This window comes from bacterium (genome assembly GCA_024228115.1).
Lineage (GTDB): Bacteria > Myxococcota_A > UBA9160 > UBA9160 > UBA6930.
Map to the genome: position 1 here is coordinate 16,036 of JAAETT010000550.1, position 22,657 is coordinate 38,692.

The 22,657-nt window shown below is 64.8% G+C and carries 35 protein-coding genes; 24 read left to right on the forward strand and 11 right to left on the reverse strand.

The window, feature by feature from the left end:
- The first annotated feature begins 6 nt into the window (after positions 1 to 6).
- Genes GY937_22895 through GY937_22920 form a run of 6 tightly spaced genes read left to right on the forward strand, consistent with a single transcriptional unit; the run spans position 7 to position 6,795 of the window.
- Positions 7 to 1,956: a hypothetical protein gene (locus GY937_22895; protein ID MCP5059562.1), complete on the forward strand. Its 1,950-nt coding sequence runs from the start codon at positions 7 to 9 to the stop codon at positions 1,954 to 1,956.
- Positions 1,953 to 4,094, forward strand: a complete 2,142-nt coding sequence (locus GY937_22900) for a glycosyltransferase family 4 protein (GenBank protein ID MCP5059563.1) — start codon at positions 1,953 to 1,955, stop codon at positions 4,092 to 4,094. Before GY937_22895 ends, GY937_22900 begins: the two co-directional genes overlap by 4 nt.
- Positions 4,091 to 5,188, forward strand: coding sequence for a glycosyltransferase family 1 protein (locus tag GY937_22905; protein MCP5059564.1), 1,098 nt, complete (start codon positions 4,091 to 4,093; stop codon positions 5,186 to 5,188). Before GY937_22900 ends, GY937_22905 begins: the two co-directional genes overlap by 4 nt.
- An 11-nt stretch (positions 5,189 to 5,199) precedes the next feature.
- Positions 5,200 to 5,700 carry a class I SAM-dependent methyltransferase gene (locus GY937_22910; GenBank protein MCP5059565.1) on the forward strand — a complete coding sequence of 167 codons (501 nt, stop codon included), beginning with the start codon at positions 5,200 to 5,202 and terminating at the stop codon, positions 5,698 to 5,700.
- Positions 5,701 to 5,718: 18 nt separating this feature from the next.
- Entirely contained in the window at positions 5,719 to 6,033 is a 315-nt protein-coding gene (locus GY937_22915) for a hypothetical protein (protein MCP5059566.1), read from the forward strand.
- Between the two features lie 12 nt (positions 6,034 to 6,045).
- Positions 6,046 to 6,795: a hypothetical protein gene (locus GY937_22920; GenBank protein MCP5059567.1), complete on the forward strand. Its 750-nt coding sequence runs from the start codon at positions 6,046 to 6,048 to the stop codon at positions 6,793 to 6,795.
- On the opposite strand, the gene GY937_22925 is transcribed toward GY937_22920, so the two are convergent.
- From GY937_22925 to GY937_22975, 11 genes are all read right to left on the reverse strand, one after another.
- Positions 6,767 to 7,084: a hypothetical protein gene (locus GY937_22925; GenBank protein MCP5059568.1), complete on the reverse strand. Its 318-nt coding sequence runs from the start codon at positions 7,082 to 7,084 to the stop codon at positions 6,767 to 6,769. The genes GY937_22920 and GY937_22925 overlap by 29 nt on opposite strands.
- Positions 7,081 to 7,659, reverse strand: a complete 579-nt coding sequence (locus tag GY937_22930; GenBank protein ID MCP5059569.1) for a DUF3850 domain-containing protein — start codon at positions 7,657 to 7,659, stop codon at positions 7,081 to 7,083. Before GY937_22930 ends, GY937_22925 begins: the two co-directional genes overlap by 4 nt.
- Positions 7,656 to 7,871: a hypothetical protein gene (locus tag GY937_22935; protein ID MCP5059570.1), complete on the reverse strand. Its 216-nt coding sequence runs from the start codon at positions 7,869 to 7,871 to the stop codon at positions 7,656 to 7,658. The genes GY937_22930 and GY937_22935 overlap by 4 nt, the downstream gene beginning before the upstream one ends.
- A complete protein-coding gene (locus tag GY937_22940; protein ID MCP5059571.1) occupies positions 7,868 to 8,836 on the reverse strand; it encodes a site-specific DNA-methyltransferase in 969 nt (322 codons plus the stop codon). The genes GY937_22935 and GY937_22940 overlap by 4 nt, the downstream gene beginning before the upstream one ends.
- A complete protein-coding gene (locus GY937_22945) occupies positions 8,778 to 9,215 on the reverse strand; it encodes a hypothetical protein (GenBank protein ID MCP5059572.1) in 438 nt (145 codons plus the stop codon). The genes GY937_22940 and GY937_22945 overlap by 59 nt, the downstream gene beginning before the upstream one ends.
- Entirely contained in the window at positions 9,212 to 9,916 is a 705-nt protein-coding gene (locus GY937_22950) for a hypothetical protein (GenBank protein ID MCP5059573.1), read from the reverse strand. Before GY937_22950 ends, GY937_22945 begins: the two co-directional genes overlap by 4 nt.
- A gap of 175 nt (positions 9,917 to 10,091) precedes the next feature.
- Positions 10,092 to 10,331 carry a hypothetical protein gene (locus tag GY937_22955; GenBank protein ID MCP5059574.1) on the reverse strand — a complete coding sequence of 80 codons (240 nt, stop codon included), beginning with the start codon at positions 10,329 to 10,331 and terminating at the stop codon, positions 10,092 to 10,094.
- A complete protein-coding gene (locus tag GY937_22960; GenBank protein ID MCP5059575.1) occupies positions 10,321 to 10,764 on the reverse strand; it encodes a hypothetical protein in 444 nt (147 codons plus the stop codon). The genes GY937_22955 and GY937_22960 overlap by 11 nt, the downstream gene beginning before the upstream one ends.
- Before the next feature lie 16 nt (positions 10,765 to 10,780).
- A complete protein-coding gene (locus GY937_22965) occupies positions 10,781 to 11,206 on the reverse strand; it encodes a hypothetical protein (GenBank protein MCP5059576.1) in 426 nt (141 codons plus the stop codon).
- Positions 11,207 to 11,214: 8 nt separating this feature from the next.
- Positions 11,215 to 12,519 (reverse strand): recombinase RecT, encoded by a 1,305-nt coding sequence (locus GY937_22970; GenBank protein ID MCP5059577.1) that lies wholly within the window; start codon positions 12,517 to 12,519, stop codon positions 11,215 to 11,217.
- A complete protein-coding gene (locus tag GY937_22975; GenBank protein MCP5059578.1) occupies positions 12,507 to 12,854 on the reverse strand; it encodes a hypothetical protein in 348 nt (115 codons plus the stop codon). The genes GY937_22970 and GY937_22975 overlap by 13 nt, the downstream gene beginning before the upstream one ends.
- Positions 12,855 to 13,043: 189 nt before the next feature.
- Between GY937_22975 and GY937_22980 the strand changes: the two genes are divergently transcribed.
- The 18 genes from GY937_22980 to GY937_23065 all read left to right on the forward strand — a co-directional run.
- Entirely contained in the window at positions 13,044 to 13,277 is a 234-nt protein-coding gene (locus GY937_22980) for a MerR family transcriptional regulator (protein ID MCP5059579.1), read from the forward strand.
- 11 nt (positions 13,278 to 13,288) lie between these two features.
- Positions 13,289 to 13,867: a hypothetical protein gene (locus GY937_22985; GenBank protein MCP5059580.1), complete on the forward strand. Its 579-nt coding sequence runs from the start codon at positions 13,289 to 13,291 to the stop codon at positions 13,865 to 13,867.
- A 9-nt stretch (positions 13,868 to 13,876) separates the two neighbouring features.
- Positions 13,877 to 14,164, forward strand: a complete 288-nt coding sequence (locus GY937_22990; protein MCP5059581.1) for a hypothetical protein — start codon at positions 13,877 to 13,879, stop codon at positions 14,162 to 14,164.
- 686 nt (positions 14,165 to 14,850) lie between these two features.
- Positions 14,851 to 15,321, forward strand: a complete 471-nt coding sequence (locus tag GY937_22995) for a hypothetical protein (GenBank protein ID MCP5059582.1) — start codon at positions 14,851 to 14,853, stop codon at positions 15,319 to 15,321.
- Positions 15,296 to 16,162: an ATP-binding protein gene (locus GY937_23000; protein MCP5059583.1), complete on the forward strand. Its 867-nt coding sequence runs from the start codon at positions 15,296 to 15,298 to the stop codon at positions 16,160 to 16,162. Before GY937_22995 ends, GY937_23000 begins: the two co-directional genes overlap by 26 nt.
- On the forward strand, positions 16,159 to 16,422 hold the full coding sequence (locus GY937_23005) for a hypothetical protein (protein ID MCP5059584.1): 264 nt from the start codon (positions 16,159 to 16,161) through the stop codon (positions 16,420 to 16,422). The genes GY937_23000 and GY937_23005 overlap by 4 nt, the downstream gene beginning before the upstream one ends.
- Positions 16,410 to 16,691, forward strand: coding sequence for a hypothetical protein (locus GY937_23010; GenBank protein MCP5059585.1), 282 nt, complete (start codon positions 16,410 to 16,412; stop codon positions 16,689 to 16,691). The genes GY937_23005 and GY937_23010 overlap by 13 nt, the downstream gene beginning before the upstream one ends.
- Entirely contained in the window at positions 16,660 to 16,944 is a 285-nt protein-coding gene (locus tag GY937_23015) for a hypothetical protein (GenBank protein MCP5059586.1), read from the forward strand. Before GY937_23010 ends, GY937_23015 begins: the two co-directional genes overlap by 32 nt.
- A gap of 148 nt (positions 16,945 to 17,092) precedes the next feature.
- The gene (locus GY937_23020; protein ID MCP5059587.1) at positions 17,093 to 17,353 is read left to right on the forward strand and encodes a hypothetical protein; all 261 of its coding nucleotides are present in this window, start codon (positions 17,093 to 17,095) and stop codon (positions 17,351 to 17,353) included.
- Position 17,354: 1 nt separating this feature from the next.
- On the forward strand, positions 17,355 to 17,903 hold the full coding sequence (locus GY937_23025; protein ID MCP5059588.1) for a hypothetical protein: 549 nt from the start codon (positions 17,355 to 17,357) through the stop codon (positions 17,901 to 17,903).
- A 236-nt stretch (positions 17,904 to 18,139) separates the two neighbouring features.
- Complete coding sequence (locus GY937_23030) at positions 18,140 to 18,556, forward strand: HNH endonuclease (GenBank protein ID MCP5059589.1); 417 nt, start codon at positions 18,140 to 18,142, stop codon at positions 18,554 to 18,556.
- The gene (locus GY937_23035; GenBank protein ID MCP5059590.1) at positions 18,553 to 19,470 is read left to right on the forward strand and encodes a site-specific DNA-methyltransferase; all 918 of its coding nucleotides are present in this window, start codon (positions 18,553 to 18,555) and stop codon (positions 19,468 to 19,470) included. Before GY937_23030 ends, GY937_23035 begins: the two co-directional genes overlap by 4 nt.
- Positions 19,471 to 19,856: 386 nt before the next feature.
- Positions 19,857 to 20,111, forward strand: a complete 255-nt coding sequence (locus tag GY937_23040; protein MCP5059591.1) for a hypothetical protein — start codon at positions 19,857 to 19,859, stop codon at positions 20,109 to 20,111.
- Positions 20,112 to 20,116: 5 nt separating this feature from the next.
- Complete coding sequence (locus tag GY937_23045) at positions 20,117 to 20,515, forward strand: hypothetical protein (GenBank protein MCP5059592.1); 399 nt, start codon at positions 20,117 to 20,119, stop codon at positions 20,513 to 20,515.
- Entirely contained in the window at positions 20,512 to 21,924 is a 1,413-nt protein-coding gene (locus GY937_23050; protein ID MCP5059593.1) for a hypothetical protein, read from the forward strand. The genes GY937_23045 and GY937_23050 overlap by 4 nt, the downstream gene beginning before the upstream one ends.
- A gap of 69 nt (positions 21,925 to 21,993) precedes the next feature.
- The gene (locus GY937_23055) at positions 21,994 to 22,239 is read left to right on the forward strand and encodes a hypothetical protein (GenBank protein ID MCP5059594.1); all 246 of its coding nucleotides are present in this window, start codon (positions 21,994 to 21,996) and stop codon (positions 22,237 to 22,239) included.
- On the forward strand, positions 22,223 to 22,456 hold the full coding sequence (locus GY937_23060) for a hypothetical protein (GenBank protein ID MCP5059595.1): 234 nt from the start codon (positions 22,223 to 22,225) through the stop codon (positions 22,454 to 22,456). Before GY937_23055 ends, GY937_23060 begins: the two co-directional genes overlap by 17 nt.
- Before the next feature lie 19 nt (positions 22,457 to 22,475).
- Positions 22,476 to 22,657: hypothetical protein (locus GY937_23065; GenBank protein MCP5059596.1), on the forward strand; the 182-nt coding region annotated here is incomplete at its 3' end.

Consider the following 22,657-nt stretch of genomic DNA (forward strand, 5'->3'; position numbering starts at 1 on the left):
CGTGAGATGCCGTATTCAATCCACGTCTACAACCGGGCGAACTCATCCCGCTCGGAACAACTCCAGAACGCCACGGGGATTCAGTTCCGCCGTAGTAATCGGGGGACGGAAGAGATCCGCTTCAGCGTGCCCCGCGACGACACCCAGATCAGTCTACTGACTCACGGGATCGTGGTCCGGGTTTATGAGACGGAGACCGAGACGGATCTCGCCGTGGGGCAAATCTCCGGCATCATCAACCTGGGGAACGGCCCTCTGGTTCAGTTCGAGGCCGAGGGGTTGTGGGCCCGGATGGCGACGGTGGTATTCCCGACGGACTACGTTCTGAGCGGGGACATCTCGTCGGCGGACAACGCGCTCCGACTCACCCAGGCCTACGACATCCGGCGCATCACGTCCACGAACCCAAGTGACGCGACCCATGATGGCGACGAGATGGTCTCCTGGGACGGGAACTCCGCAGGAACCACCCAGGAGAAGGCCGCGAAGACGAATACGATCACGTGGGACATCGTTCGCGAGGACGCCACTGAGGACGCCACGGGATCCCTCACACTGGATGGGACGAGCGACAACGATGGGGATGGGATCAACGAGATCCCGCCATTCTCCGCCAGCGGGACATACGAGAGCCCGTTCTATGACTTCGTGAGCGCCCCGGATGATACCGACCGTCTCCGCTTCGATGGGCAATACGATGAGGGCGAGGTCACATGGGCCGTTGCGACGTTCGCGGCCCTCACCGATGCGCGGACCTTCCCCGCGGCCTCGGCGGCGACATTCCCCGGCGGCGTGGGTGAGGATCTGACAGGCCTAACGGCGCGCCGCTTCATGGCGGTGGAGTTCACGCTCGCGGCGAATGACTCCGCGCGGAAGACTCCGGCCGTGTTCTGGTTCGAGCTCATCACGCGGCGCGACATCTCCGGGATCAGCGCGGGGACGATCGTGTCCCAGACGGTTGAGGATAACTTCACCGTCGGGGGCCTCAGTCTGGTGGCGGCCCTGGAGCAGATCGCTGAGTCGTATGATCTGGAGTGGCGGGTCCAGGGGGACGGCACGGTCGACATGCAGGCGAAGCCCGCCAGCGGCGCCGTGGGCGCCACCTGGGGGACTGACCGACGGGACACGTATCACCTGATTGAGGGGCACCACTGCAACCTCGTGAACTACGAGAAGGACGATGGGAAACTCGTCAACTACTTGATCGCCACGGGGACCGGCGCCGGAGGGAACGCCCTCACCATCATCGCCCAGGACGCGACGAGTCAGACCAGTTTCGGAATGCGGCAAGCAGTGGTGGGGTTCAACGCGGACACGATGGCGGAACTAAAGACCGAGGCCGACGCCTACTTATCCGAGTTTAAGGATCCGCGCGTCAGCATGGTCCTGGAAGTGGGGGAGACCCCGGACGAGCAAGTCCCTGTGTTCGCTCCGGGCGATCTCATCTCGGTGTCGTCGTTCCTGAACAAGAACCACGACGGGGCCGACATCGCGGAGGACTTCCGCATCCTGGAAGAGACCCGCACGGCCACCGATGGCGGGATACGGGTCCGGTTGCGGCTGGAGAACAAGCCCGCGCCGTTCATGGAGGAACTTGGGGAGACCCTGGACCATCTGGGGAACGCCGTCGAGAACTCTATCGAGCGGTCCCAGATGGGGATAGCCATCACGCCGGAACGATCGGACGGGGCAATCTACGACGAGGACGTTCTCCTAGACTTCACACCGTTTGAGGACGCATCGGGCGCCTATGTCGTGACGATTGAGGACACGACGGCGGGGCAGTTCTACGGTCCCGAAGAGAGCGCCACTGTGGTCCGTGTCGTGGACTATCGAATCCTGGAGCGGACGCTCACAATACGCTACGAGCGCACATCAGGGAGCAACGCCTACAAGGCCCACATATTCTGGTGGGCCAACGGGCGGATATATCGTGGTAGTAGGGTGGGGCGATGAGATTGCAGCGAATCCCTCTCACGTTCCGCAACCGCATCACGGGGGATCTGGCCCATACCACCATACCCGGGGCCCATGGGGGGAAGTCCCCGGACGCGCTACTCGCGCTCTGTCGGCGCCCCGCTCACACATGGTCCCTGGTAGGGCGCTCCAGAGGCTCGCCCCAGCCTGGTCCCGGGTCAAACCTGTCCGCACGGATCGGGATCGTGTTGGGGACGGCGTGGCCCGACATCATTGGTGGTGGCGAACTCGTGTGGCGGGACATCGGGATCCACATGCAGCGCCTCGGGTTCGATGTGCATGTGTTTGCTTCGTCCCGCGCCTCCTACGGATCCGGGACGCTCCGACCAGTGGCCGAGATCGAGACCGCCACCGTGGCGGGTATGGCGTATCACTACGTCCCCGAGGCCAGCATCATCGCCAACGTGCAGGACTGGGCCCGTGAGGCGCGGCCGTCTGCAATCTGGACCACGTTCGGATGGGATGTTGTCCAGGCCGCGCGTCTCACGAGTCTCAGGGGAATGGCTCCGTTGGTCGTATATCAGCAGTTCTGGCAAGGGCTGGATGCGGACACGTTCGCGGTCCCCGAGGGCGTGGAGTTCCGTCCCGAGTGGGCGGAGATCTTCGCCCAGGCGGACACGTTGGTCGCTAACAGTGGATATGCCGCACGTCGGTTCGCGCACGCGTCGCAGAGTGAGGTGCCAGTCATCACGCCTCCGACTGACGACGCTCTCGGGGAGTCGAGCCGGGACGGCGCCGTCCTACTGGTAGGGTCTGGTCCCGAGAAGGGGACCGACGTGTTCCGGCGCGTGGCGGCCGAGTTCCCGGACCACGAGTTCATTATCATTGGTGAGGCCCCGGACACACTTGGGCCGAACTGTTCTAGCATCGGATGGGCGGATCCCCGGCCCTACTACCAGACTGCGCGGGCCCTGTTGGCGCCGTCACTCGTGGCCGAGACCTACGGGATGGCCGTGGAAGAGGCCCGCAAGTGGGGAATACCCACGATCGTGAGCAACAACGGGGCCCTGGCGGATCATGCTGAGATCGTCCTCAGCACTGCGCGAGTTGGCGACTGGATTGAGGCCACGGCGCGCGTGCTGGACGGGGATTGCCGAGTGGCCGGGGCCGTGATGAGGAAGCAGGACGCGCTCCGTGGACTGGAGGCCGTGATGACACGCGCAAACACGCGACCCCTGAGCGGGGAGACGTTCCCGTCGATCGCCACCTACTCGGGCGGGGATGGCACATCCGTGGACTACGCAAGCCGGGCCATGCTCGAGATGTTCGGCCTGAGCCACTACACGGGCGGGGACATCCCGGACGGTGTGCAGCATGTTCTACTCCAGGCATGGTCCCCAGCCCATGCTTCGTTGTTCTCCCGCCTGCGGTCTCAGGGCGTGCATCCCTGGGTGGTGGTCCACTCGCCCGCAGCTCAGGGCGAACTTGACGGCGAACACCGGGTGTTCTCAGAAGTCATGCCCCTTGGGTCGGGTCATATTCTGGCCTGTCATGCGCCATTGGCGAAGGCCTTGGGCGCTCGATGGCTACCAGTTCCGACGCTGGTGGACGAGCTCGCGCCACATCGGCGGGGGCCACGGCGGCCGGGGGCTTCGATCTCTGTAGGAATGTGGAACACCTGGCGGCCGCGAAAGAACACCTGGACCCAAGTCCTCGCCATGCGAGAACTGGCGCGCATCAGCGGGCGCGAGGTGGTGATTCATGGTCCAATGGTCGACGCGGACTTATGCCATGCACTCGGCGGAGACGTGCGATTCATCCAGACGGAACACGTCTCGCGGCGCGAGTTCTATGAACGTATGGCGGACATGGACCTGAGTCTCCAGGTAACCCACGCGGAGAGTTTCAACTATTGCGCGATGGAGTCAACGCTCCTGGGCGTGCCGTGTCTCGTGGGGCCGGGAACACCGGCGGGCCGGTTCGGGCTCGAGGCGGCGTTCGTCGTGGCGGATCCCACGGACCCGATCCTCATCGCTCAGATGGCGCACAAGGCAATACAGGACGCGGAGCGGTGCTGGTTCCACGAGCGGATGATCCGCTCCGCTCAGGATCTCGTGGACTACCGCCACCGAGGACTGCGGGATACACTGGAAGCAATCGAGAGGGGCGGAGCATGAGGATTGTATTCGGCGTCTATTACTCCATGGGGGACAACGCGAGCTCCGGGATCTACACGGCCCTCCGGGCCGCCGGTCACGAGGTCAGCGTCTTCCCGCGCCTGGCAGAACAGGATGCGGGCCGGGTCGCAGGAGAGGACACCGGAGCCTATGTGCTGGAGTCCTTGTCGCGGCGCGTGGCCCTCCTAGACGCGAACGTTCTCCTGGCGCGCTCCCTGTCGGCGTTCTTCCCCACGGTTCGGGATCTCCACGAGTTCCGCGCGCGTCATCCCGGCGTCAAGCTCGTGGACCTGAGCCAATACCACCCGTATTCGCTCTATGAGTCCTTCGTCGGGGACATGAGCGCGGTGGCGAAGACGGGCGACTATGACATGCTTCTATGCCAATGCCACAACAGCATTGCCCACCTGGCGGGATACAACGCGCACGCGGTCTACTATCCGAGCTTCGCGACGCCACTCCTATACGATCGGATCCCCGGCGCGGAACGCTCGCGGCTGGCGTGTGATGTTCTCATGCCCTGGAACTCCGACTATGACACGGACCAGTTCCCCACGGACATCTGTCGTAAGAGCCTAGTGAACGAGTGCCTAGACGGTGGGGTCACGAATATCCGCATCTATGGCGGAGACGCCGAGCCCACGCGTAACCTGTGGCTCCAGGCGGATCCCGAGTTCTCGCCCTACGTTCGTCCAGCGGCGGATGTGCGACTTATTGCCCGCGTGATGGCGAGCGCGAAGATCGTGCTATCGTCGTCGGTGATCTCCGCGAATTCGGTGGTGGCTCCCCTGGGGTATTGGTCGGATCGCGTCCCCTGCGCGATGCTTGCCGGCAGCCTGGTCCTGTCAGATAACCGGGAATCAGTCACGGCGCCATGGACCGTTGGCGGGGAGACGCGGCAACTGGTCGACGGGGAACATCTGGTGCTGTATGACACCGAGGCCGAGGCCGTGGACAAGGCCCGCTACTACCTGGACAACCCAAAGGAACGGCAGCGCATCGCGCAGGCGGGATATGAATTCGCTCATGCTCATCTGGTCGAGGATGAGATCGTCCCGGGGATCATTCTCCCTGCCATCGAGGCGCTATTCTAGGAGGGCGCGTGATGGCGTTCGGCCTGGCCAGCGGGTTCGCCCCACCACCGAGCGACGGCATATTCTCGTTTGTCCCTGTCCTGGCGCCTCTCCTTGCGCGCATGGCGGAGCAAGGCGGCGCATATCTGGAGTGGGGGATGGGGCGCTCGACGCGGATGGCGCTCCAGGCCGGGATTCAGGTAGTGAGCGTAGAGCATGATCCCCATTGGTTCAACTACTTCATGGACGAACACCGGGGCCATCCGAACCTGACGGCCCACCTACTGGCGGACCTGGACCAGTATGTCGCGATCGCACGCACGGCCCCGGCTAATACGGGACTCATCTTCGTGGATGGGGTCGCGCGCCCGGAATGCTTGGTGGCCGCGAGCCAGGTGATTCCGCGACTCGCGTCCCGCTGCGATGTGCTGTTGCACGATGCCCGCGACCCGGCGTATGTGGACGCCATCGGCATCTATCAGCATACGGAGTATCCCGAAGGGGACACCGACACGCTACTACTGACCCTGTGAGCAAGGGAAGAGGCACATATGCTGTTCATACTGAACGCGCCCAGAACGGAGCCCGTGACCCGGGCCCCGGCCTATGACGGGAACATCATCGGGGTCTACTCATCCACGGGGGACGTGGTGGCGGCGCATGGCATGAGTCGCGCCGAGGGCCGGTCAATCATCATCGTCCCAGAGAGCGGGGACACGTATGATGCGGGGTGGGATGCGGAGGTCGCGCTCGCGGCGGCCGACATCTCGGTGCGGGTGGATCCCGTGCAGAATGAACTCATCGAGGCGCGCGGGTTCCTCGCGTGCGTGGCGGCGGGCGAACTCGACAACGCGCCCACGGAATAGAAGGGGAGACGGATGTCGCTAGAGAGCCTATACGATGGCGTGATGGGGCCCCGTTGGGGATGGGAAGCCGCCGTAGCGGCGGGGAAGGTCAGCGGATGGGGCCCTTTGAACAAGTTCGGATATAACCAGGCCACCGGGGAAACTGAGGAAGACATCGCAAGCGCTGGCGGGTCGCTCGCCTGGCAAGCCGCGGCCGCCGCTCACGACATCAAGTCATCCGACGCGGCAGACACGAACGATTCCGGGACCGGGGCCCGCACGGTTCAGGTCTGGGGACTCGACGCGAATTACGACGAGCAAACGGAGATTGTGGAACTGGACGGAACCACGGATGTGGCCACGGCCAGCACATACATCCGGCTGTTCCGAATGAAAGTCCTCACGGCCGGATCCGGCGCCACTGCGGCTGGGACCATCACGGCGGACGTGAGTGCAACGGTTCACGCCACGATAACGATCGGGGACAACCAGACCAACCAGGTGGGGTGGACCGTCCCCAACGGGAAGACGGCCTACATCACGCGGCTGCATCTGTATTCCGGGGTTGCGCTCGCGCAGTGCACGTTCCGCCTGTTGGCGCGTCCCCTGGGCGGGGTGTGGGCTTCCAAGTTCAGCGCGAAGGTGACAGCGGGGTCATCGAGTCCCGACCTGGCCGGTCTCTGGCAGTTCCCGGAGAAGACGGACCTTCGGATCGCGGGGACATCCGCGTCGGGCAACATCGCAACGTCGGCCGCTATGCTCGGGGTGTTCGGTCCTGAGTGAGCGCCCGCAACGCGTCCCTGATGCTCCCTGTGACGTTGAGCACGTCTAGCGGGGTATGAGGGCGGACGGAGGATAGCACGCGCGCCACGGCGTCAGGGAACGCATTGCACGCGCCCTGTGCGTAGAGGGCGGCCGCAGCGCGCACGAGTTCCCGAGCCTGCGGGGGCCGGTAGCCCGCACTTAGGGCGTCCCTGGCGGCGTTCATCACTTCGCGGCGCGGGACCGGAAGATCCCGCGCCAATGCTCTCCACTCCGGGGACCAGACATCCGCCACGGTGATGCCCTTCATATTGGCTCCCCTGCGGCCTCGCGCCGCTCACGCTCTGTGTAGCAGAGGTGGCAGGCGCAACCGCCACAATACCCGTCAGGAGTCCCCGGATCGCCCCCGGCGTAGGGATCCACCACGGCATCTCGGACGGGCGTGTCGTCATTCAGGCCCAACAGATCAAACGCCACGAGCGCGGGCGCGTCGTCGTAAAGCGTTCCATCCAGCGGCTCGAGCCCGAACATCTGCTCACAACCGGCAACGGTGAACCGGAACGCCCGTCCAACACGGAATCGGATGGGGTCTTCATCCGCCAGGGAGATCCCGCAGTCCTGTGTGCGGAACAGGGCAACAGTATCCCCCTCCTGGATGTCCCGATCGTCGCGACGGATCTCGAACCGCTTCGTCCCATCCTTCGCGGCGTCCCAGTATAAGCCCCATGTCTTGAGCTCGTGGGTTTTCGCCTCTCGGAGGGGTTGGAGAGCATGGAGCAGGCTGTGTAGCGTCGTGGCCTGGTTCTCGGTGTTGTTGCTCACGTGGGCACGCGCGGCCCGTTCGATGGCGCGCAGGCGCTTGCCCTCGCGTTCGGTCGTGTTCATGTTGTCCCCTTCGTGGGCTTGGGCGTGACGAGAGCCTTGAGGCGGCCCCGTAGGAGTGTCATCTCGTCCGCCTGGTCAACCAGAGCGTCGCGATCGGCGCCCTCGCCCAAGCTGACGTATGCCTTTTTGCGCGTTCCGTCCTCCGTGGTCATCAGAGCGGCGATCAGGACCGTGACATCGCGCGTGGTGAGAATGGGTCGATGGCGTTTCACGTGGCGTCTCCTTCGTCGGTGAATAGGAGTGTCTGGCGCGAGTCAGATCGCGCCGACGTTACCGGGCTCTCCAGGGCTCGATACGATACGGGGTTGTGGATGCGTTGGGCCGCCCTTCCAGTCGAGTAGGTCCAGCGATCCAGAATCAGACCAACATACTCGGGGTTCTGTTCGATCGTGATGCAGACGCGCCCCAGTTCCTCACATGCCATGAGCGTCGTCCCCGACCCGCCGAACGGGTCCACGACGACATCGCCCTCGTCGGAGGATGCGTCGATCAGTGTGCGGATGAGCGCGATCGGCTTCTGTGTGGGATGGTTCACGGACTCGGCGGTTCCCGCTCCGGCCGCGAGCGCGGGCACGACGATCACATCCCGTGGCTGGGCTCCGTCTGGATGGCGCCGGAACGGGACGCCTGGGAAGCGCCCAGACCCGGACCCGGTATGCCCCGACTTCGTTCCGGGGAAGTAGGGGACGCGGGCCCGGTCGCGGTAGAATGGCGCATCCCCGCGCCGGACATAGATGATCGCGTCGTGTGAACGTCCCCACGTGCCGACATTCGGGGTATTCCGGTTCGTGTAGTGCCAGATGAGCCAGCGTTTCGGCGGGGAGACGCGGACGAAGGGCTCCGCCAACGTCTCCGCCTGGCCGAACACATACGCTGAGTGGTCAGGGGACATGCACTCGCCGAGAATGTTCCACCACGCAAGCCACCATTCCGTGTATTCCGGGATGCGGTCCCATTCCGCGATGCCGATGTTGTAGGGCGGATCGGCCACCATGAGACGCGGCGCGATGGGGATGCCATCGACGGATACGAACGCCTCCTCTAGGAGGGCGGGATACGTGCAGTCTCCGCACAGAACGCGATGGGGCCCCAGGTGCCACACATCCCCGATCTGAATCTCAGGCATCATTCGCGGCCGCGTCGTCTGGATGTTGCCCGTAGGATGCGACCCACGCATCCCCGCATGGTATACAGACCGCCGTCGGTGGGGCATGGGCCCATTCAAGGCAGACACGCAACTGCTCGCGGGTGAAGACACCGGCACATAAGGCGCATTCGATTCCGTCAACGGCCCCCTCTTCCTCGAATCCCTCCGTGTCTGCGAATGTGAGGCCCGTGGAGAGAACCCCGCGCGCCCATGCCATGCTGAGGGCATTGACCTGTGTCTCCATCTCATCGCCGTAGTGCTGCTGTATTCCGGCCATCACGAACGCGCCCTCCGTGGCGGCCTCGTCCGAAGTAACCGGCCAGGGGAGTTGGTCGAGACGCCACTCGCGGCCCTCGTTCTCTACGAAGGCCACGAGAGCGACATCCAGTGTGGGGACGCACGCGATCATGCGGGCGCCTCTTCGCCGGGCTCGGTGTGTATCTCAACGCTCACATCTGCGCCAGCCACCTTGTCATTGATGGCATCCGCCATCTCGCCCGCGACCCGTCGGTTCCGCTCGCCCTGGGTCTCTCCGGGCCGTGGGGTCGTGTCGACTTCGGCGTCCGCTTCCTTCTTGAACAACTCATCGTGGGACTGTGCCGCTGCCATGGCCTCGGCCTGTTTCTCCTGCCGTCTCTCTTCCTTGTCCTTCGCGGCCTGGCGCTCACGTTCCTCCCGTTCGTCGATCTCGCGGAGCGTTTCCTTGTCCTGGAGCCCGAGCGAGTCCAGATACGCCCGGAGACAGAACACGGCCGCGTCGAGCCAATGCCGCGCCATGTTCCGCTTCCCCACGGCCATGCTCACCGGGGAGTCCCCGCTCAGGTTCATCGTCACCTGGCGGGCCGAGTTCGTGTGCTTCGCCTGATGTTCCAGGAGCGCTATCCGCTGTTTCACGGTCTGCGCGGCGCCGAGAGGGCCATCGGATCCACTCGGCCACGTGTAGGTGTCGCGGCGCTCGATCAGGTGCGACACGATCTCATCGCCCAAGTATTCGGCCATGGTCTCGTAGTCCGGGGCCCCGGACAGGCCCGGATGCACTTCGGGGTTGAGCGAGACGGCCCCATCCCTGTCCAGTGTGTCGACGGGGAGTATTGGCTTGCGCTTTCTCATGCTGGTCTTCCGTTGGAAGAGGGGCGCGGGCTGTTGTGAGACCCGCGCCCCGAGGACTTCGCGAACATGGCCGACGGCCCATGGTGGGACCATCAGCGTGTGGCGGTTCAGGGACTCGAACCCTGCACATGCCTACCTGGAGCCGCCACAATGCGGGGACGGATCCCCGCGCCGATCACCCGCGCTCGTTCACGATTCGCCGGGCCTCATCGAACAGGTAGGTCCAGTCCTCCCGTTCGGCTGTCCCCACTATGATCTGCGCCACGGTCTGGGCCTGAACCGCACGGGTCAGGCGTTCGATCGCCCCGACCAGTTCCTCACGGGCGGCGGCGATCTCGGTCGTGATACGCCCCGAATTGCGGGCTATCTCGCGGAGATCCCCTGCCATGTCTGTCAGCAGTCCCTCAAGCGGCATAGGTCCGCCCTTCTGGTGTGAGTGTGTAACTGCGAACGCCCGTTGGTCCGTAGAACATCTCGGCGCCGGGATACCACGGCGCGTGCGGCGAGTCGGGATCGAGGTAGGCAACATAGCGGGGCGACTCGTCGACCAAGATACCAGTGGCCCAGACGGTCGCCAGACTATTCGCGGCCTCTTCGTTCTCCTCGGCCGCTGACTTCGCGGTCAGGACGGCGAAGGGATTGAGGCCGCGATCGGAGAGCAGTCCGCCGGGATACTCCACCCGTAGGCGAGGAATCGCGGCCACCATCGCGGCGCGCCGCTGTCTCCACATTGGCCCGTCATCGGGAACATCTACCTCCACCCAGTCTACGCCAATCTCGGGCGGCTCCAACTCACCACCCCACGACTCGTATTCCTCAGTGTAGACGTGGAACTTGGTCGATCCCATGTGCCTGTCTCCCGTCTTACTGCGCGGCGATCTTCTCGTCCCGCGCGTTCATCGCGTTGCGGAGATGGGGTTCGCGTTCGAGAACCCACTCCCGCATCTGGACGTGCATCTCGGTGTATGGCTTCGCCTGCTCGGCTCGGGTCGCGATCTTCCCCAGGAACCGCGCCTCACGTATCAGGGCCTCACGGATGCGGAGGTAGTCCCGTTTCGAGACCACGACCCCGCCATCCGCCGCGTAGATCGTGTCGCGCAGGAGCTCGAACTTCGGGGCCTGGTGGCGCGCGTCCCGGGCCCTGTCCGTGCCCCAGTCACCGGCTTTCCCTCGTTGTCGGAGACGGTCGCAGTGGGACACGAGCGCGTCATAGATGCGGCCCTGCTCCCGTTCGTCCATCATCAGCCGGACACGTTCGCAGTCGTCGCGATTCACGTATTCGGTCCTCATTCCGTGTCCTATCCTGTCGCCTGGGCGGGGTCGAGCTCCCGCCATATGCCGTTGATCTCGGCCATGTTTCCATCATCCCACATGGTCTGGTCCACGCACAGCCGGACCAGAACCTCTAGGGCCTGTGTCCCGAGGCGCTTGTCCCCGCCGGTGAGGCGAGCGTAGAACGCGGCCTCCGAGATGCCTACGCCGAGGACATCCGCCATCCGTTTGAGGACGGCCACCTTGTTAGCCTGGTATCGCGCTCGGAGCCCCGCCTGCAACGCCTCGCGGGCTTCGTCGTCGAAAGACTCCGCCACGGACATCATCTCGATCATCTCTTCTGTCGTGATGAACCCGGTGGGTGTGTCCGCTGCCGTCTCCGGCGGCGCGTCGTCGGTGTCCTGACCCCGGATGCGCTCCGCGAACGCCTCAACCTTCCGCAGTGTGGGGTGTCCGCCATCGTTCGTGCAGGCATCGAGCTCGTCCGCGATGGCCTTCCACTGCATCTCAGTGAGATCGCGACGAGACTCAACCCCGTGGGACTTCCGAACATAGTCCCAGAGCGCGCCCTCGTCGACGCCGTTGTCGTCCAGGTCGGGGCGTATCTTCGACGCGATGGCGAACGCGCGGCGCCGTTGGGCTCCCTCGGATGGGGCGGCCTCACGGGGTTCCTCTGGGGGAGCGCCATCGGTCTCGACGGCCGCCGGGGTGACATCGACCACGGTCATGGGCTCGCCACCGTCCGAGACTCCGAGCTCTTCGCCCGTGTAGAGGCCCGATATATCACAGGCCGCGCGCAGGACAACGCTCTCCGCACACTTGCGGATCATCGCGTCTGGGTGGGACTGCCACGGGCCCCTGGAATCCTTCGCATACTGAGACATCGGGGCCCAGGCGAAGTCGTCGGGCTCGCCGTCGACTTTGGCGATGGCCCATGCCCCGATGGGACGTGACCGCTGGATCAGGTTCGGCCGGTGGCGGAACTGCGAGATGACGAGCTCGCCGTCGACGTATGACTGCTCGATCTCGAACTCGTCCTCGGGGTAGACCACACCCGAGCGGCATCCCCTGAAGCGCGGGTTACGGCGGGCGATCTTCCGGTATCCGTCCCGGGACGTGAATGGGCGCCGGAGTTCGCGAGCCCAGTAGATCTCGCCTCGGAACGGGTCGAGTCCGTAGAGCGCGCACAGGTGGAGGAACTGCTCAAGCTGGGCCGGGGTAGCTCCCTCGGCCACCGACGCGCGTATCTCGTCGATGCGCGCGTCCAGATAGGAGCGGGTCTGCGCCATGTCCCCGGCCTCAAAGGGAGTGAGCGCTGTTACTTCTGCCATGGTCGGGTCTCCTTCGCGCGCTCTCTCATCCGTTTGGCGTGCCCGTCACAAAGCCAGGGGTATGTCCGAATGAACAGCGAGATGACGGACAGGTCAGCAGCGGCGATCTGATCCACCCAAGGGGGCGTCCAGACCCACTCGCCTGGGCGGAGCGTGTGTTGATGGCGCTTCCAGACTTCCGCGTGGGCCTTGGTGTCACGGTAGGTCTCTAGCAGCAGGTCGCGGCTGCCTGGCTTCATACCTCCAGCCCACGGGTGATCCCAGTTCTCCCCGTGCGCTACCGTGTCCCGGTAGACTTCCAGCAGCAGAGCATTGCCCCGGTAGTCTTCCGGCAATTCGGCTATGCGCCCGATGCCGTGCTTCGCCATCGTGAAGCCCTCTCGGTAATGGTCTCGTATGACCGTTCTACCCACATTATAGAACACGGGGAATAGGTCCGCAAGGCCAATGTGCAACTCTCTTCGCGCCTTGACATCGGGGTGTGCGGGGTCTATCCTCTCACATAGGGCGTAGGATGCGAGGGGATGATGCACGAGCGACCATACTGGTCCCTGCCCGCGTTGGCGCGGGAGTGGGACGTGACGCGGCAAACCGTGCGCTACTACGTGAACGAGGGCCTACTCGAGGCCCATCGTGAGGACGGTGGCAGCGGCCACGCCTATCGCGTGACGGCGTATGAGAAAGACCGATTCGAGCGCGAGACCCGCCCGAAGCTCCGCCCGGGGCCCGGTCGGCACGGCATCGCGCTCGTGTCGTAAGGAGGGACGTTGTGCGTATCGTAGCAGCGATGGGGCTGGCCCTGATGCTCGTGGCGTGCGGGCGCGGCGATCCGATCACAACCGAGACCACGTGGGGAGACGAGCGGGAAGCGGCGCCGTATGCGCTCGCGCGTCTCCAGGCCCGCGGTCTCATCTCCGACGCGGACGTAAACGGGGATGGCGTGGTCGACATCGCGGACCTGGTGATCGTGTCGCAGAACTTCGGGATGCTGGTCCCGTATGGCGTGATCGCCCCAGTGGGCGCTGTCCCGTGGGAGGACGTGGGCGGGTTCCCGCTCGGCCACTTCGAGGTCGAGAACATCGGGGACGGGCCAGTCGACATGATGCGCGTGCGCTACATCGCGCGCGACCGTGAGGGGTTGCTCATCGACATCGACGACGGCGAGCTCGTGCGGGCCCTCATCCCGGTCGCGGGTCAGGGCGCGTTCTACCTTGGGCCCGGGGACACTGGGCGGACGACGGTCTGGGTCACGGCCGTGACGATGGGCGAGCTCGAACGGCAGGACGCGATCATCAAGCTCGTGTTTATCCCCGATGCCGAGAGCCTTCGCCCTGGAAGTCTGCCTTGAGGAGGACACATGGCCACACTAGACCAGGCCATCATGGTATTCAAGTCCCTGGCCCCTGAGTGGGGATCCTACCAGGGCGATGAGGCGGGCCTCTTCCTCACCTGCCCGACCTGTGGAAAAGAGGCCAGCATAGCCGACTGGCGCTACTGGGAGGCGATCCACGTGTGTGAGGGGTGCCACGCAGGGCTGGACTGCTTGGACTGTCCGAACCCGGCGTGTGGCGAATTCCACATCGAGCCCCACTACAGCGGATACGAGGAAACGCCCGGGGCCGTATTGCGGACGCTGAAGCAGTGAACCCCACGCCGGGCGAATGGCGTGGGGTTCACTGAGAACATAGATGGACTCAGCACCTACGGTGAGCATGATACAACGGGGCCCAGTAGCGTGCAACCGGGCGGCAGTTGACACGGCCTTGGGAGTATGGCACGATGTGGCTGCCGGTGTTGGGCGACCCGGCGGAACGTGCTACGGAGACGGACGGAGAGCATATGGACTCCTTACATGCGGGTCCGCCGACATCCGATGACCTGGCGGCCCATCTCTTCGATCTGATCGAGGCCCTGGGCGACCCCGCCCATCGCGGCCTGTCATCCCATGCCCACCGTCTCTACGTCAACATGCTCCAGGTGGTCCGCGCGTCCGGCGATCTGGCCACGCCTGTCAGCCCTTCGCAGTCGATCATGGCCGGGTGGGTGGGCGCGTCCGTGGCGACGGCAAAGCGGGCGGCTCGGGAGTTAGTGGGCCACGGGCTAGTAGTGCATACGCACGGGGTCAGGAAGACCGATACCGGCCCCGGGCGATCTGGGTCATATGTGATCCAGACCCTAGACCCATCTGGGTCACGGGTGGCCCAGATACCAGAACCTCTGGGTCATGGGCGACCCAGTTCCACGCCTGTTTCTGGGTCACAGGCGACCCAGAAAGCGCCCGATCTGGGTCACGGGCGACCTGTTATACGGACTCCAGAGACTGAAGAACGAATGACTGACGCGCGCGGGCGCGCGAGGCCCTTCGGACGAACCACTCTCCCGAACCCGTATCCGCTCGATCGTCCCGACGGGGTAACCGACCTGGCCAACAGTCTCGCGGTCTGGGCAAAGGCCCCGCCGCTGATGATCTCCCTGGGCGGAACTGCATCGGCCTGGGTAGACGCATGTGCCGAGTGTCTCCGCCTGGGCGTTCCGGAGAGTGATGTCCGGGCCTACATCACGCGCCGCACGGCGGACCATCATCGCGAAGCCAAGGAGGAAGGGCGCAACCCCGACCCCATTCACTCTCTCGTGTATCACGCTAAGGCGGTGACTCAGTGGGCGCAAACCTACTCCGCCGAAGCAGGATCCACGCCGGGCAAGTCCCGAGGACTCCTGAGCGAGGGAGACGACGCAGACACGCAGATAGCAGACGCCGAAGCATGGAGGGCGAGACGTGCATCAGGAACTGCCGCCAGTTAGGCGGACCTACCTCCGACCCCGCGAACGACCCGAGGGCCCGAGCCCGTGGCTTGTTGAGTTCCGGGAGCGAGTCGACGGATACATCGCGGAGATTGAAGAGGGACAGGAGACCGAGGCCGCGGAGCGCGGCGTGACGGTGGCGGACCTTCCCGACCTGTGGGAACACGAGGCGGCGAAGGAGGCCGCGCGGAAGACCCGGACCCGCACGGAGATCCAGGGCGAGATCCGGGAGATGTTCGGCGGGAACTACGCGCACATGACGCTGGACACGTTCGAGCCGCAGACAGAGGCCCAACGCACAGCGATGAGCGGCGCCCGGGAGTGGATCCGCGCATACGCCGAGAGCGTGGCAGCCCTCGGCCCTCGGCCCTCGGATGGCGCGCTGTTCTTCGGGCGCAACCGGCGCGGTAAGACTCACCTGGCCGTGGGGATGCTGCGCGAGATCACGTCCCCGCTCGTGACAATCCGCTTCGCGAACGTCCCCGTGTTCCTGGACGAGATGCGGCAGTCGTTCCGCGAGGGGCCTGGGTCGCGGGCCGGGGTGCTGCTCCAGCAGTGCCTTGACGCCGATGTCCTGGTCCTGGACGACCTGGGCCAGGAGCGCCCGACGGAATGGGTGATCGACACGCTTGGGCATCTCGTGTTTCGTCGCCACTCCAAGGGGCTCCCCATCATCGTGACGACGAACATGAGCATTGCGGAGATCAACAACCGCGCCGACGGGCGGGACAACGCGGCCGGGGTGAACCTGGGCGCGATCTACTCGCGACTCCGCGAGATGTGTCTCGACCACGCCTATTACTTCGACGGCGAGGACTTCCACGCAGGGAACACGACATGACGGCAGACAAGCTTCCGACCTGGACGGCCTTTATGCAATGGGACTCGTGCATCGAGGAAGGGATTACCACTCGCACGGGCCTAGTGGTGAAGTGTGGCGGGGACACAGCCATCGGCGCGGCGGATCCCCTTGTGCTCGAACCCGGGCGCTACCGGGTGGAGACGTATGGGGGACGTGTCCGCGTGCTGTCGTGGATCCGCACAGATGCCGTGTGGCGCGTGGTGGTGGACACTGCCGAGGCCGAGCAATGCTCGAGCTAGAACCATGGCGCCGTTGCGGATGTGGGCGTGTTCGTCACTACCTCGGGACGTTCGAGCCGCCGCAGGGCGGGCGGCCCGTTCACTGGTATCTGTGTGAGAGCGCCGACGAGAATGATCCGCGCCGGTTCGGCCATGTGGGCGCTCTCGAAGCAGTGGCGCTCGATGAGGACGAGTATCGCGACTGGTTACAGGTCCGGGCCTCCGTGGCCCTGGAGCGGGCGATGATGGGAGAACAGCATGAGGACGCGGACGCTACGCGAGCGGGTTGAACAAGCAGGCATCGGGGTTATCCTCGGGGTTGCTGCCATCTGGATCGTCGTGGACGCGGCCATCTGGCTACTGTGGATGGTCCCGCCCGGCGATCCGATCGAGGCGCGGCTGTTCTGGCGGATCCCGCTGGCGGTTACACCCGTCGGGATGATCTTCGGCCCCGCGTTTGCGCTTGTTGACGGCAGACCGGGGAAGTTCTTCCTCGACGCGCTCCCGAGCAGGCGAGCCGCAAGCGCGGAGGCGGAGGGATGACGGAGAAGGAACTCCGGGATGTGCGGGAACTCCAGACCAACTACCAACGCGCTCTCCGCACGATCGAGGATCAGGCCCGCACAATTCGTCAGCGAGACCTGGAGATCGCCGGGCTACGCGTTACACTGCGGGGAAGGGAGCCCACGCCATGCAGAGAGACGCTGACGAACGCGACCCGCGGCCATGGGCGCACATCACCGACGCCGAACTCCGAGAAGCCGTCGCGACTCATCACCGGGTCTATGGCCTCTCCTTGTCGCGCATCAGCCGCGAGGCGCGCATACCAGGAACCACGGTAGCGCACGTGATGAGCGGGCGAATGGCGTCCCCGGATGACGAGACCCGCCGACGGCTCGTGATCTGGCTCATGGGCCAGGGATGGGAACCGAAGCACGAGGGAGAGGCCTGATATGCCTACCGCAGACACGGCGATCAACATCCTCGCACAGTTCACCATCCCCGGTGAGGTCCGATCCAAGAAGAACTCTCGCCAGAGCGCGAGCGGGCAGTATGTGCGATCGAGCAAAGCTCACCAGAAGTGGGAATCAGGCGCGATCGCCTATCTCATGCAGTGGCGGGGCCGCAACAGGGGCGAGGATCGGGAGAACGCCATCTCGATCTACACCGAACTGTGGCGCGGGACCGAGGGACACTACGACCCCGACAACATGGGGACATCCGTCCTGGACGCGATGGTCGCGTCCGGGATCATCCCACGGGACGGGTTCCCGTTGGTCTACTGCACACGAACGCGGCACGCCGGGATAGATCGGGAGAACCCGCGCGCCGAGGTCACGATCTACTCCGGGGACGACGGGCCGGAATACGGACTGGAGATCACCGATCTCGGGGACACCGAGCGCGTGTTTCAGAACATGGACGGGGCCACGGCCCGGCGGCCGTTCCCGCGCGTTGAGGATGCGTTGGGCGACCAGGACTTCGCAGACAGGAGCGGATAGTGAACGGCTGGGACCAGTGGACTGACCCCGTGATTGCGCTCACGCTGTTCGTGCAGCGATATGAGCGGAACATGAGCGCGGCGCCCTATGACGCCACGCGCGCGATTCTCCTGCGGCCCAAGGTTGAGGCGTGGCGGGTGAAGTTCCACGCGCATGAGGCGAAAGTCCGCGAGTGGGGAGAGCAGGCCGGGCCCATGCCGTCTACCCGTGACGGACGGGTCGACTACTTGCGGCGCATGTCGGAGTTAGGACGGGGGCCGCGAAAGCCGCTGGAGTATTCCGGCATGTGCCGATGGTGTGGGTCCACTGATCTGCCGAAGGGGCGCCGCTCCTACTGTTCCGATGAGTGCAAGCAGGAGACCGTGATCCGCTTCGTCCCTGGATACGCGAGGACGATCGTGGGGCGCCGAGACAGGTGGACGTGCCAGATCTGCGGGGACAAGGGCCGCGACTGCGATCACATCGTCCCCGTTTCTGAGGGCGGGGGATGCTGTGGCCTGGACAACCTGCGGATTCTCTGCTCCGCGTGTCACGGGAAGGAGTCCGGGAAGCTACGGAAACGACTCAACGCGGCAAAGCGCGAGATCGAGGAAGCGGCGGCGCCGCAGCTCGTGTTTCGCCTGGACCCCATCGCAGACACAGGGACGGCATGATGCAGACTGAGCTCTGGCCGGTGGAGATACGTGAAGATCCGCCGCTGCCGCCGTTACGTCGGGAGACCGTTGTGGTGCCTGGGGATGTGTGGGGCGTTGGCGACCACCGGATCATGTGCGGGGACGCCACCGACGCGGACCAGGTTCTCACGCTCACCCGCGACCGGCGCCTCATCTGCGTGACGAGCCCACCCTACGGTGACCAACGCGACTACGGCGGGGGCAACCTGGACCCATCTCACCTGGCGCAGTTCATCGGGGCCGTGTGGCCCCGGTGTGATGTGTTCGCGATCAATCTCGGGATCGTGCGGCGTGGTCGCGAGATCGTGTGCTACTGGGACCACTACATCGAGGCCGCGCGCCAGCATGGCGGGCGGCTGCTCTCGTGGAACGTGTGGGATCGAAGCGGAGGCGGCTACACCGTGGGGCAGCTTAACGGGATGTTCCCGATCGACCACGAGTTCATCATCGTCTTAGGCGAACCCAGGGAACTGAATCTCACGATCCCGAATGCCACGGCCGGGCAGAGGCAATCACCAGCGACCGTGCGAGAGCAGGACGGCCGCACGAAGTCCCGACGAGCGCACGTGACGAGGCCGCATCGCCCACTCGGCAGCGTGATCCACACAGCACGGGTAAAGGGCAACCCGAGCGATGGGCATCCGGCGCCATTCCCGCCAGAGATTCCAGAGGCCTATATCGCGGCGATCATCCAGGACGGCGAGAGCGTATACGATCCGTTCCTCGGGTCCGGGACCACGATGATCGCGGCGCATAACCTCGGGCAGGCGTGCATGGGAATGGAGATCGTCCCCGCGTATTGCGACATGGCGATCCGTCGAGTGCAACGCGCCACGGGAGCCACGGCAACCCGTGAGAGTGATGGAATGGAGTTCCCCGATGGGGACGTGTGAGCATCGAACATGGCGCGCATCGCCACGAGGCCCACGGCTCCCAGACTGGTATGTGTGCGAGACCTGCGGAGTCTCGGCGAGTGAGTTTGAGTGGGAAGCAATCCACCAGGCGACCGCCGAGCAGACCCCTGCCGAGATACGTGGGCAGCAGTCGATCATGTGGACACAACAGGAGGCGTCGTAATGCCGTGCAATCTGCGCCCTCACGCGCCACATCCGACTTGCCCAGAGTGCGGGCAGGGATACCACGATGGGTATGTGTGTCGCTGCTACTGCGATACTTGCGGCCGATACGGTGACGACTGCGAGTGCCATCTCTGCGACTGGTGTCTCAACGAGTTCTGCGCTTGCGATGAGCAATCCGACGACTTCGGGGGGTTCTTGCCATGAGGGGTGACAAGGCGAGTCGGATCAAACGGCGGGCCCTTGCCAAGCAACTCCGAGAGGCGAAGGCGCGAAGACGCGAAGACGCGGCCCTGTGTCTCGTGAACCACGGCGGACTAACCGAAGCAGCCGCCATCGCTGATACGGCATCGGTGACGCTGGAGGACTGGATCAACACCGACCCCGAGTTTCAGGGGATGATGGCGAAGCACCGGCGTGAGCGTGACGCCGAGGTCGACCGCCGGTTCAGGAGGTAGACCACGTGTCACAGATTCTCACGGTCCCGCCAGTGCAGATCGACCATATGGGGAAGTGGAAGGCCGCCCTTGCTCGGGTCGAGGGGCGCACGCAGACCGCGGCCGCCGAGGCGGCGGATGTGACGCGTGAGACTGTATCGCGATGGGAGACCCGCGACCCGCTCTATCGGACCTACTTCGAGGAACATCAAACGGCATTGCGGCGCGCATCGTGGGGGCTGGTCTGGGGCGTTCTCATGGAGCATGTGGCCTCGCGCGACCCCGCCGTGAGTCTCAGGGCGTGCCACATCATGCTCCAGAGCATTGACCGGGAGCGCCCGCAAGAGGTGACCGTCACGAATGAGGAACGCGTCGTCATCGTCGTGGAGGACGAGGACGAGCTATCACTGGAGGCCCCGGTGTGAGATTCCGCGCCCACCCAGGCCCTCAGCGCGCGTTTCTCCGTTCGGCAGCGGATGAGGTTCTGTATGGTGGCGCGGCCGGTGGCGGGAAGTCCTGGGCCCTGCTCCTGGAAGCGGCGCGGCTCGTCGAGCATCCCGAGTATCGCGGTATCCTGCTCCGTCGGAAACACTCGGAGCTACGGATGAGCCTGGTCCAACAGTCACACCGGATGTTCGGGACGCGGGCGCAATACAACGCGTCCGAGAAGTTCTGGCGGTTCCCATCGGGCGCGGAGATCTGGTTCGGCCACATGCAGCATGAGAGCGATGTCGCGCAGTATCAGTCGGCGGAGTTCGCGTTCATCGGGTTCGACGAGCTCACAACCTTCACCGAGCGCCAATACGAGTTCATGCTCTCCCGGAACCGGAACACGGCGGGCCTGCGGAACAAGATCCGCGCCGCGTCGAACCCCGGCCAGATCGGGCACGGGTGGGTCAAGAAGCGGTTTGTCACGTCCCTGGACCCCTATGAGATAGGGTGGTTCCAGAAGGCCGGGGAAGGCGACGAGAAGCGCGTCCCCTGGGGAACCCCGGACGCGCGGACGCGGCAGTTCATCCCCGCGCGCCTGGATGACAACCCCACCTTGGTTAACGCCGACCCAGACTATCGGGTCCGCCTGGAGTCGCTCCCGTATCGCCTGCGGATGATGTTCCTTGAGGGCTCGTGGGACGTTGGATTCGAGGGCCTGGTCTATCCCGAGTTCGACAGCGCGGTCCACCTGGTCTCGCCGTTTCCGATTCCGCGCGAGTGGCGCCGCATACGGTCCATCGACTTCGGGTTCAATAACCCGTGTGTCGTGCAGTGGTGGGCCATCTCGCCGGACGACGAGATGTATCTGTATCGGGAGATCTACCACTCTCGGATACTCAACTCCCGACTCGGGCCGATGATCCACGTCCAGAGCGTTGAGCCGCCCGACGAAGAGGGACAGGAGAGCGGTGAGCGCATCGAGGCGACGGTAGCGGACCACGACGCCGACGGGCGCGCTGAACTGTCTCAGAACGCCAGCATTCAGACGGTGGCGGCGAGGAAGTCCGTAGCCGACGGGATACGCGAAGTCTCGGAGCGCCTGGTGGTGAATCCCGAGACCGGGCGCCCGCGGCTCTACATCATGCGGGACTGCACAGTCGCCACGGACTCGCGGCTCGATGCTGAGAAGCGCCCCACATCGACGGCCGACGAGATCACGGCCTACCAGTATCCGCCAGGCAGCGGGGACAAGGCGGAGAAGGAGGCCCCGATCAAGCTCCACGATCACGGCATGGACGCGATGCGATACGCGTGCATGTATCTGCAAGGCGCGGAGACGTTGATCTACGAACCGAGTAGCGTGGCCGCGTATGATGCGCGGCCCGAGACGCTACCTATCTGAGAGGGCGACACGATGACCCCAGGTGACACATCTCCCGAGACGTTCCGACCTAACCCAGGCGCGCAGTCCGTGAGGGCAGCCACGCCACTGGATGACGCGCTCGCGCGCGAAGTGGCCCAGGGGAAGGAGATCGCGGCACTCAAGCGCGACCTGGCGGCGCGTGACCGGCGGATCGGCGTGCTAGAGCGCGCAATGGCATCACGGGAGCAGACCATCACCGTTCTGAGAGATGACCTGGAGAAAGCACGGGCCCAGGTCCACAACGAACGGGCCCGGCGACTATCGGAGGCGAAGCGCTATGGAGTGGAAGCCTAACCCCGCCCAGGAGCGGGCAATTCGGCGTCTTGAACTCGCGCTCAAGGCGTGTGCAGAGACCAGTGTCGGGATCTCGGTGATGGCAGGCGTGCCCGTGGCCTGGGACGGTGACGAAGGTCAGCCGATGGATGGGGGCCAGGGTGGTATAGGGTTGAACCCGGGGAAGTGTGTCCCCGTGCAACACTACGGATGCCAGATGGATGGTGGAGACTGGTGATCGACTAGGAGGCAGCCACATGGCAAGGACTGAACGAGCGACGCGGCGCATCGAGACCGAGGCGGAACGCTCCGCCCTCATCCAGGACGTGATCCGAGAGATGGGCGAACGGCTCGCGACCCCGGTCGGCGAGCGGCAGGTCACGCCGAAGGGGCTCCCGGTGATTGAGCCATACGAGGTCGCGATCACCTACCGTGGGGA

Coding starts and splice junctions, on each gene's coding strand:
- GY937_22895 (MCP5059562.1), top strand. CDS start 7: ATGCCGTATTCAATCCACGTCTACAACCGGGCGAACTCATCCCGCTCG.
- GY937_22900 (MCP5059563.1), top strand. CDS start 1,953: ATGAGATTGCAGCGAATCCCTCTCACGTTCCGCAACCGCATCACGGGG.
- GY937_22905 (MCP5059564.1), top strand. CDS start 4,091: ATGAGGATTGTATTCGGCGTCTATTACTCCATGGGGGACAACGCGAGC.
- GY937_22910 (MCP5059565.1), top strand. CDS start 5,200: ATGGCGTTCGGCCTGGCCAGCGGGTTCGCCCCACCACCGAGCGACGGC.
- GY937_22915 (MCP5059566.1), top strand. CDS start 5,719: ATGCTGTTCATACTGAACGCGCCCAGAACGGAGCCCGTGACCCGGGCC.
- GY937_22920 (MCP5059567.1), top strand. CDS start 6,046: ATGTCGCTAGAGAGCCTATACGATGGCGTGATGGGGCCCCGTTGGGGA.
- GY937_22925 (MCP5059568.1), bottom strand. CDS start 7,084: ATGAAGGGCATCACCGTGGCGGATGTCTGGTCCCCGGAGTGGAGAGCA.
- GY937_22930 (MCP5059569.1), bottom strand. CDS start 7,659: ATGAACACGACCGAACGCGAGGGCAAGCGCCTGCGCGCCATCGAACGG.
- GY937_22940 (MCP5059571.1), bottom strand. CDS start 8,836: ATGCGTGGGTCGCATCCTACGGGCAACATCCAGACGACGCGGCCGCGA.
- GY937_22945 (MCP5059572.1), bottom strand. CDS start 9,215: ATGATCGCGTGCGTCCCCACACTGGATGTCGCTCTCGTGGCCTTCGTA.
- GY937_22950 (MCP5059573.1), bottom strand. CDS start 9,916: ATGAGAAAGCGCAAGCCAATACTCCCCGTCGACACACTGGACAGGGAT.
- GY937_22955 (MCP5059574.1), bottom strand. CDS start 10,331: ATGCCGCTTGAGGGACTGCTGACAGACATGGCAGGGGATCTCCGCGAG.
- GY937_22960 (MCP5059575.1), bottom strand. CDS start 10,764: ATGGGATCGACCAAGTTCCACGTCTACACTGAGGAATACGAGTCGTGG.
- GY937_22965 (MCP5059576.1), bottom strand. CDS start 11,206: ATGAGGACCGAATACGTGAATCGCGACGACTGCGAACGTGTCCGGCTG.
- GY937_22970 (MCP5059577.1), bottom strand. CDS start 12,519: ATGGCAGAAGTAACAGCGCTCACTCCCTTTGAGGCCGGGGACATGGCG.
- GY937_22980 (MCP5059579.1), top strand. CDS start 13,044: ATGATGCACGAGCGACCATACTGGTCCCTGCCCGCGTTGGCGCGGGAG.
- GY937_22990 (MCP5059581.1), top strand. CDS start 13,877: ATGGCCACACTAGACCAGGCCATCATGGTATTCAAGTCCCTGGCCCCT.
- GY937_22995 (MCP5059582.1), top strand. CDS start 14,851: ATGACTGACGCGCGCGGGCGCGCGAGGCCCTTCGGACGAACCACTCTC.
- GY937_23005 (MCP5059584.1), top strand. CDS start 16,159: ATGACGGCAGACAAGCTTCCGACCTGGACGGCCTTTATGCAATGGGAC.
- GY937_23010 (MCP5059585.1), top strand. CDS start 16,410: ATGCTCGAGCTAGAACCATGGCGCCGTTGCGGATGTGGGCGTGTTCGT.
- GY937_23015 (MCP5059586.1), top strand. CDS start 16,660: ATGAGGACGCGGACGCTACGCGAGCGGGTTGAACAAGCAGGCATCGGG.
- GY937_23020 (MCP5059587.1), top strand. CDS start 17,093: ATGCAGAGAGACGCTGACGAACGCGACCCGCGGCCATGGGCGCACATC.
- GY937_23025 (MCP5059588.1), top strand. CDS start 17,355: ATGCCTACCGCAGACACGGCGATCAACATCCTCGCACAGTTCACCATC.
- GY937_23030 (MCP5059589.1), top strand. CDS start 18,140: ATGTCGGAGTTAGGACGGGGGCCGCGAAAGCCGCTGGAGTATTCCGGC.
- GY937_23035 (MCP5059590.1), top strand. CDS start 18,553: ATGATGCAGACTGAGCTCTGGCCGGTGGAGATACGTGAAGATCCGCCG.
- GY937_23040 (MCP5059591.1), top strand. CDS start 19,857: ATGAGGGGTGACAAGGCGAGTCGGATCAAACGGCGGGCCCTTGCCAAG.
- GY937_23060 (MCP5059595.1), top strand. CDS start 22,223: ATGGAGTGGAAGCCTAACCCCGCCCAGGAGCGGGCAATTCGGCGTCTT.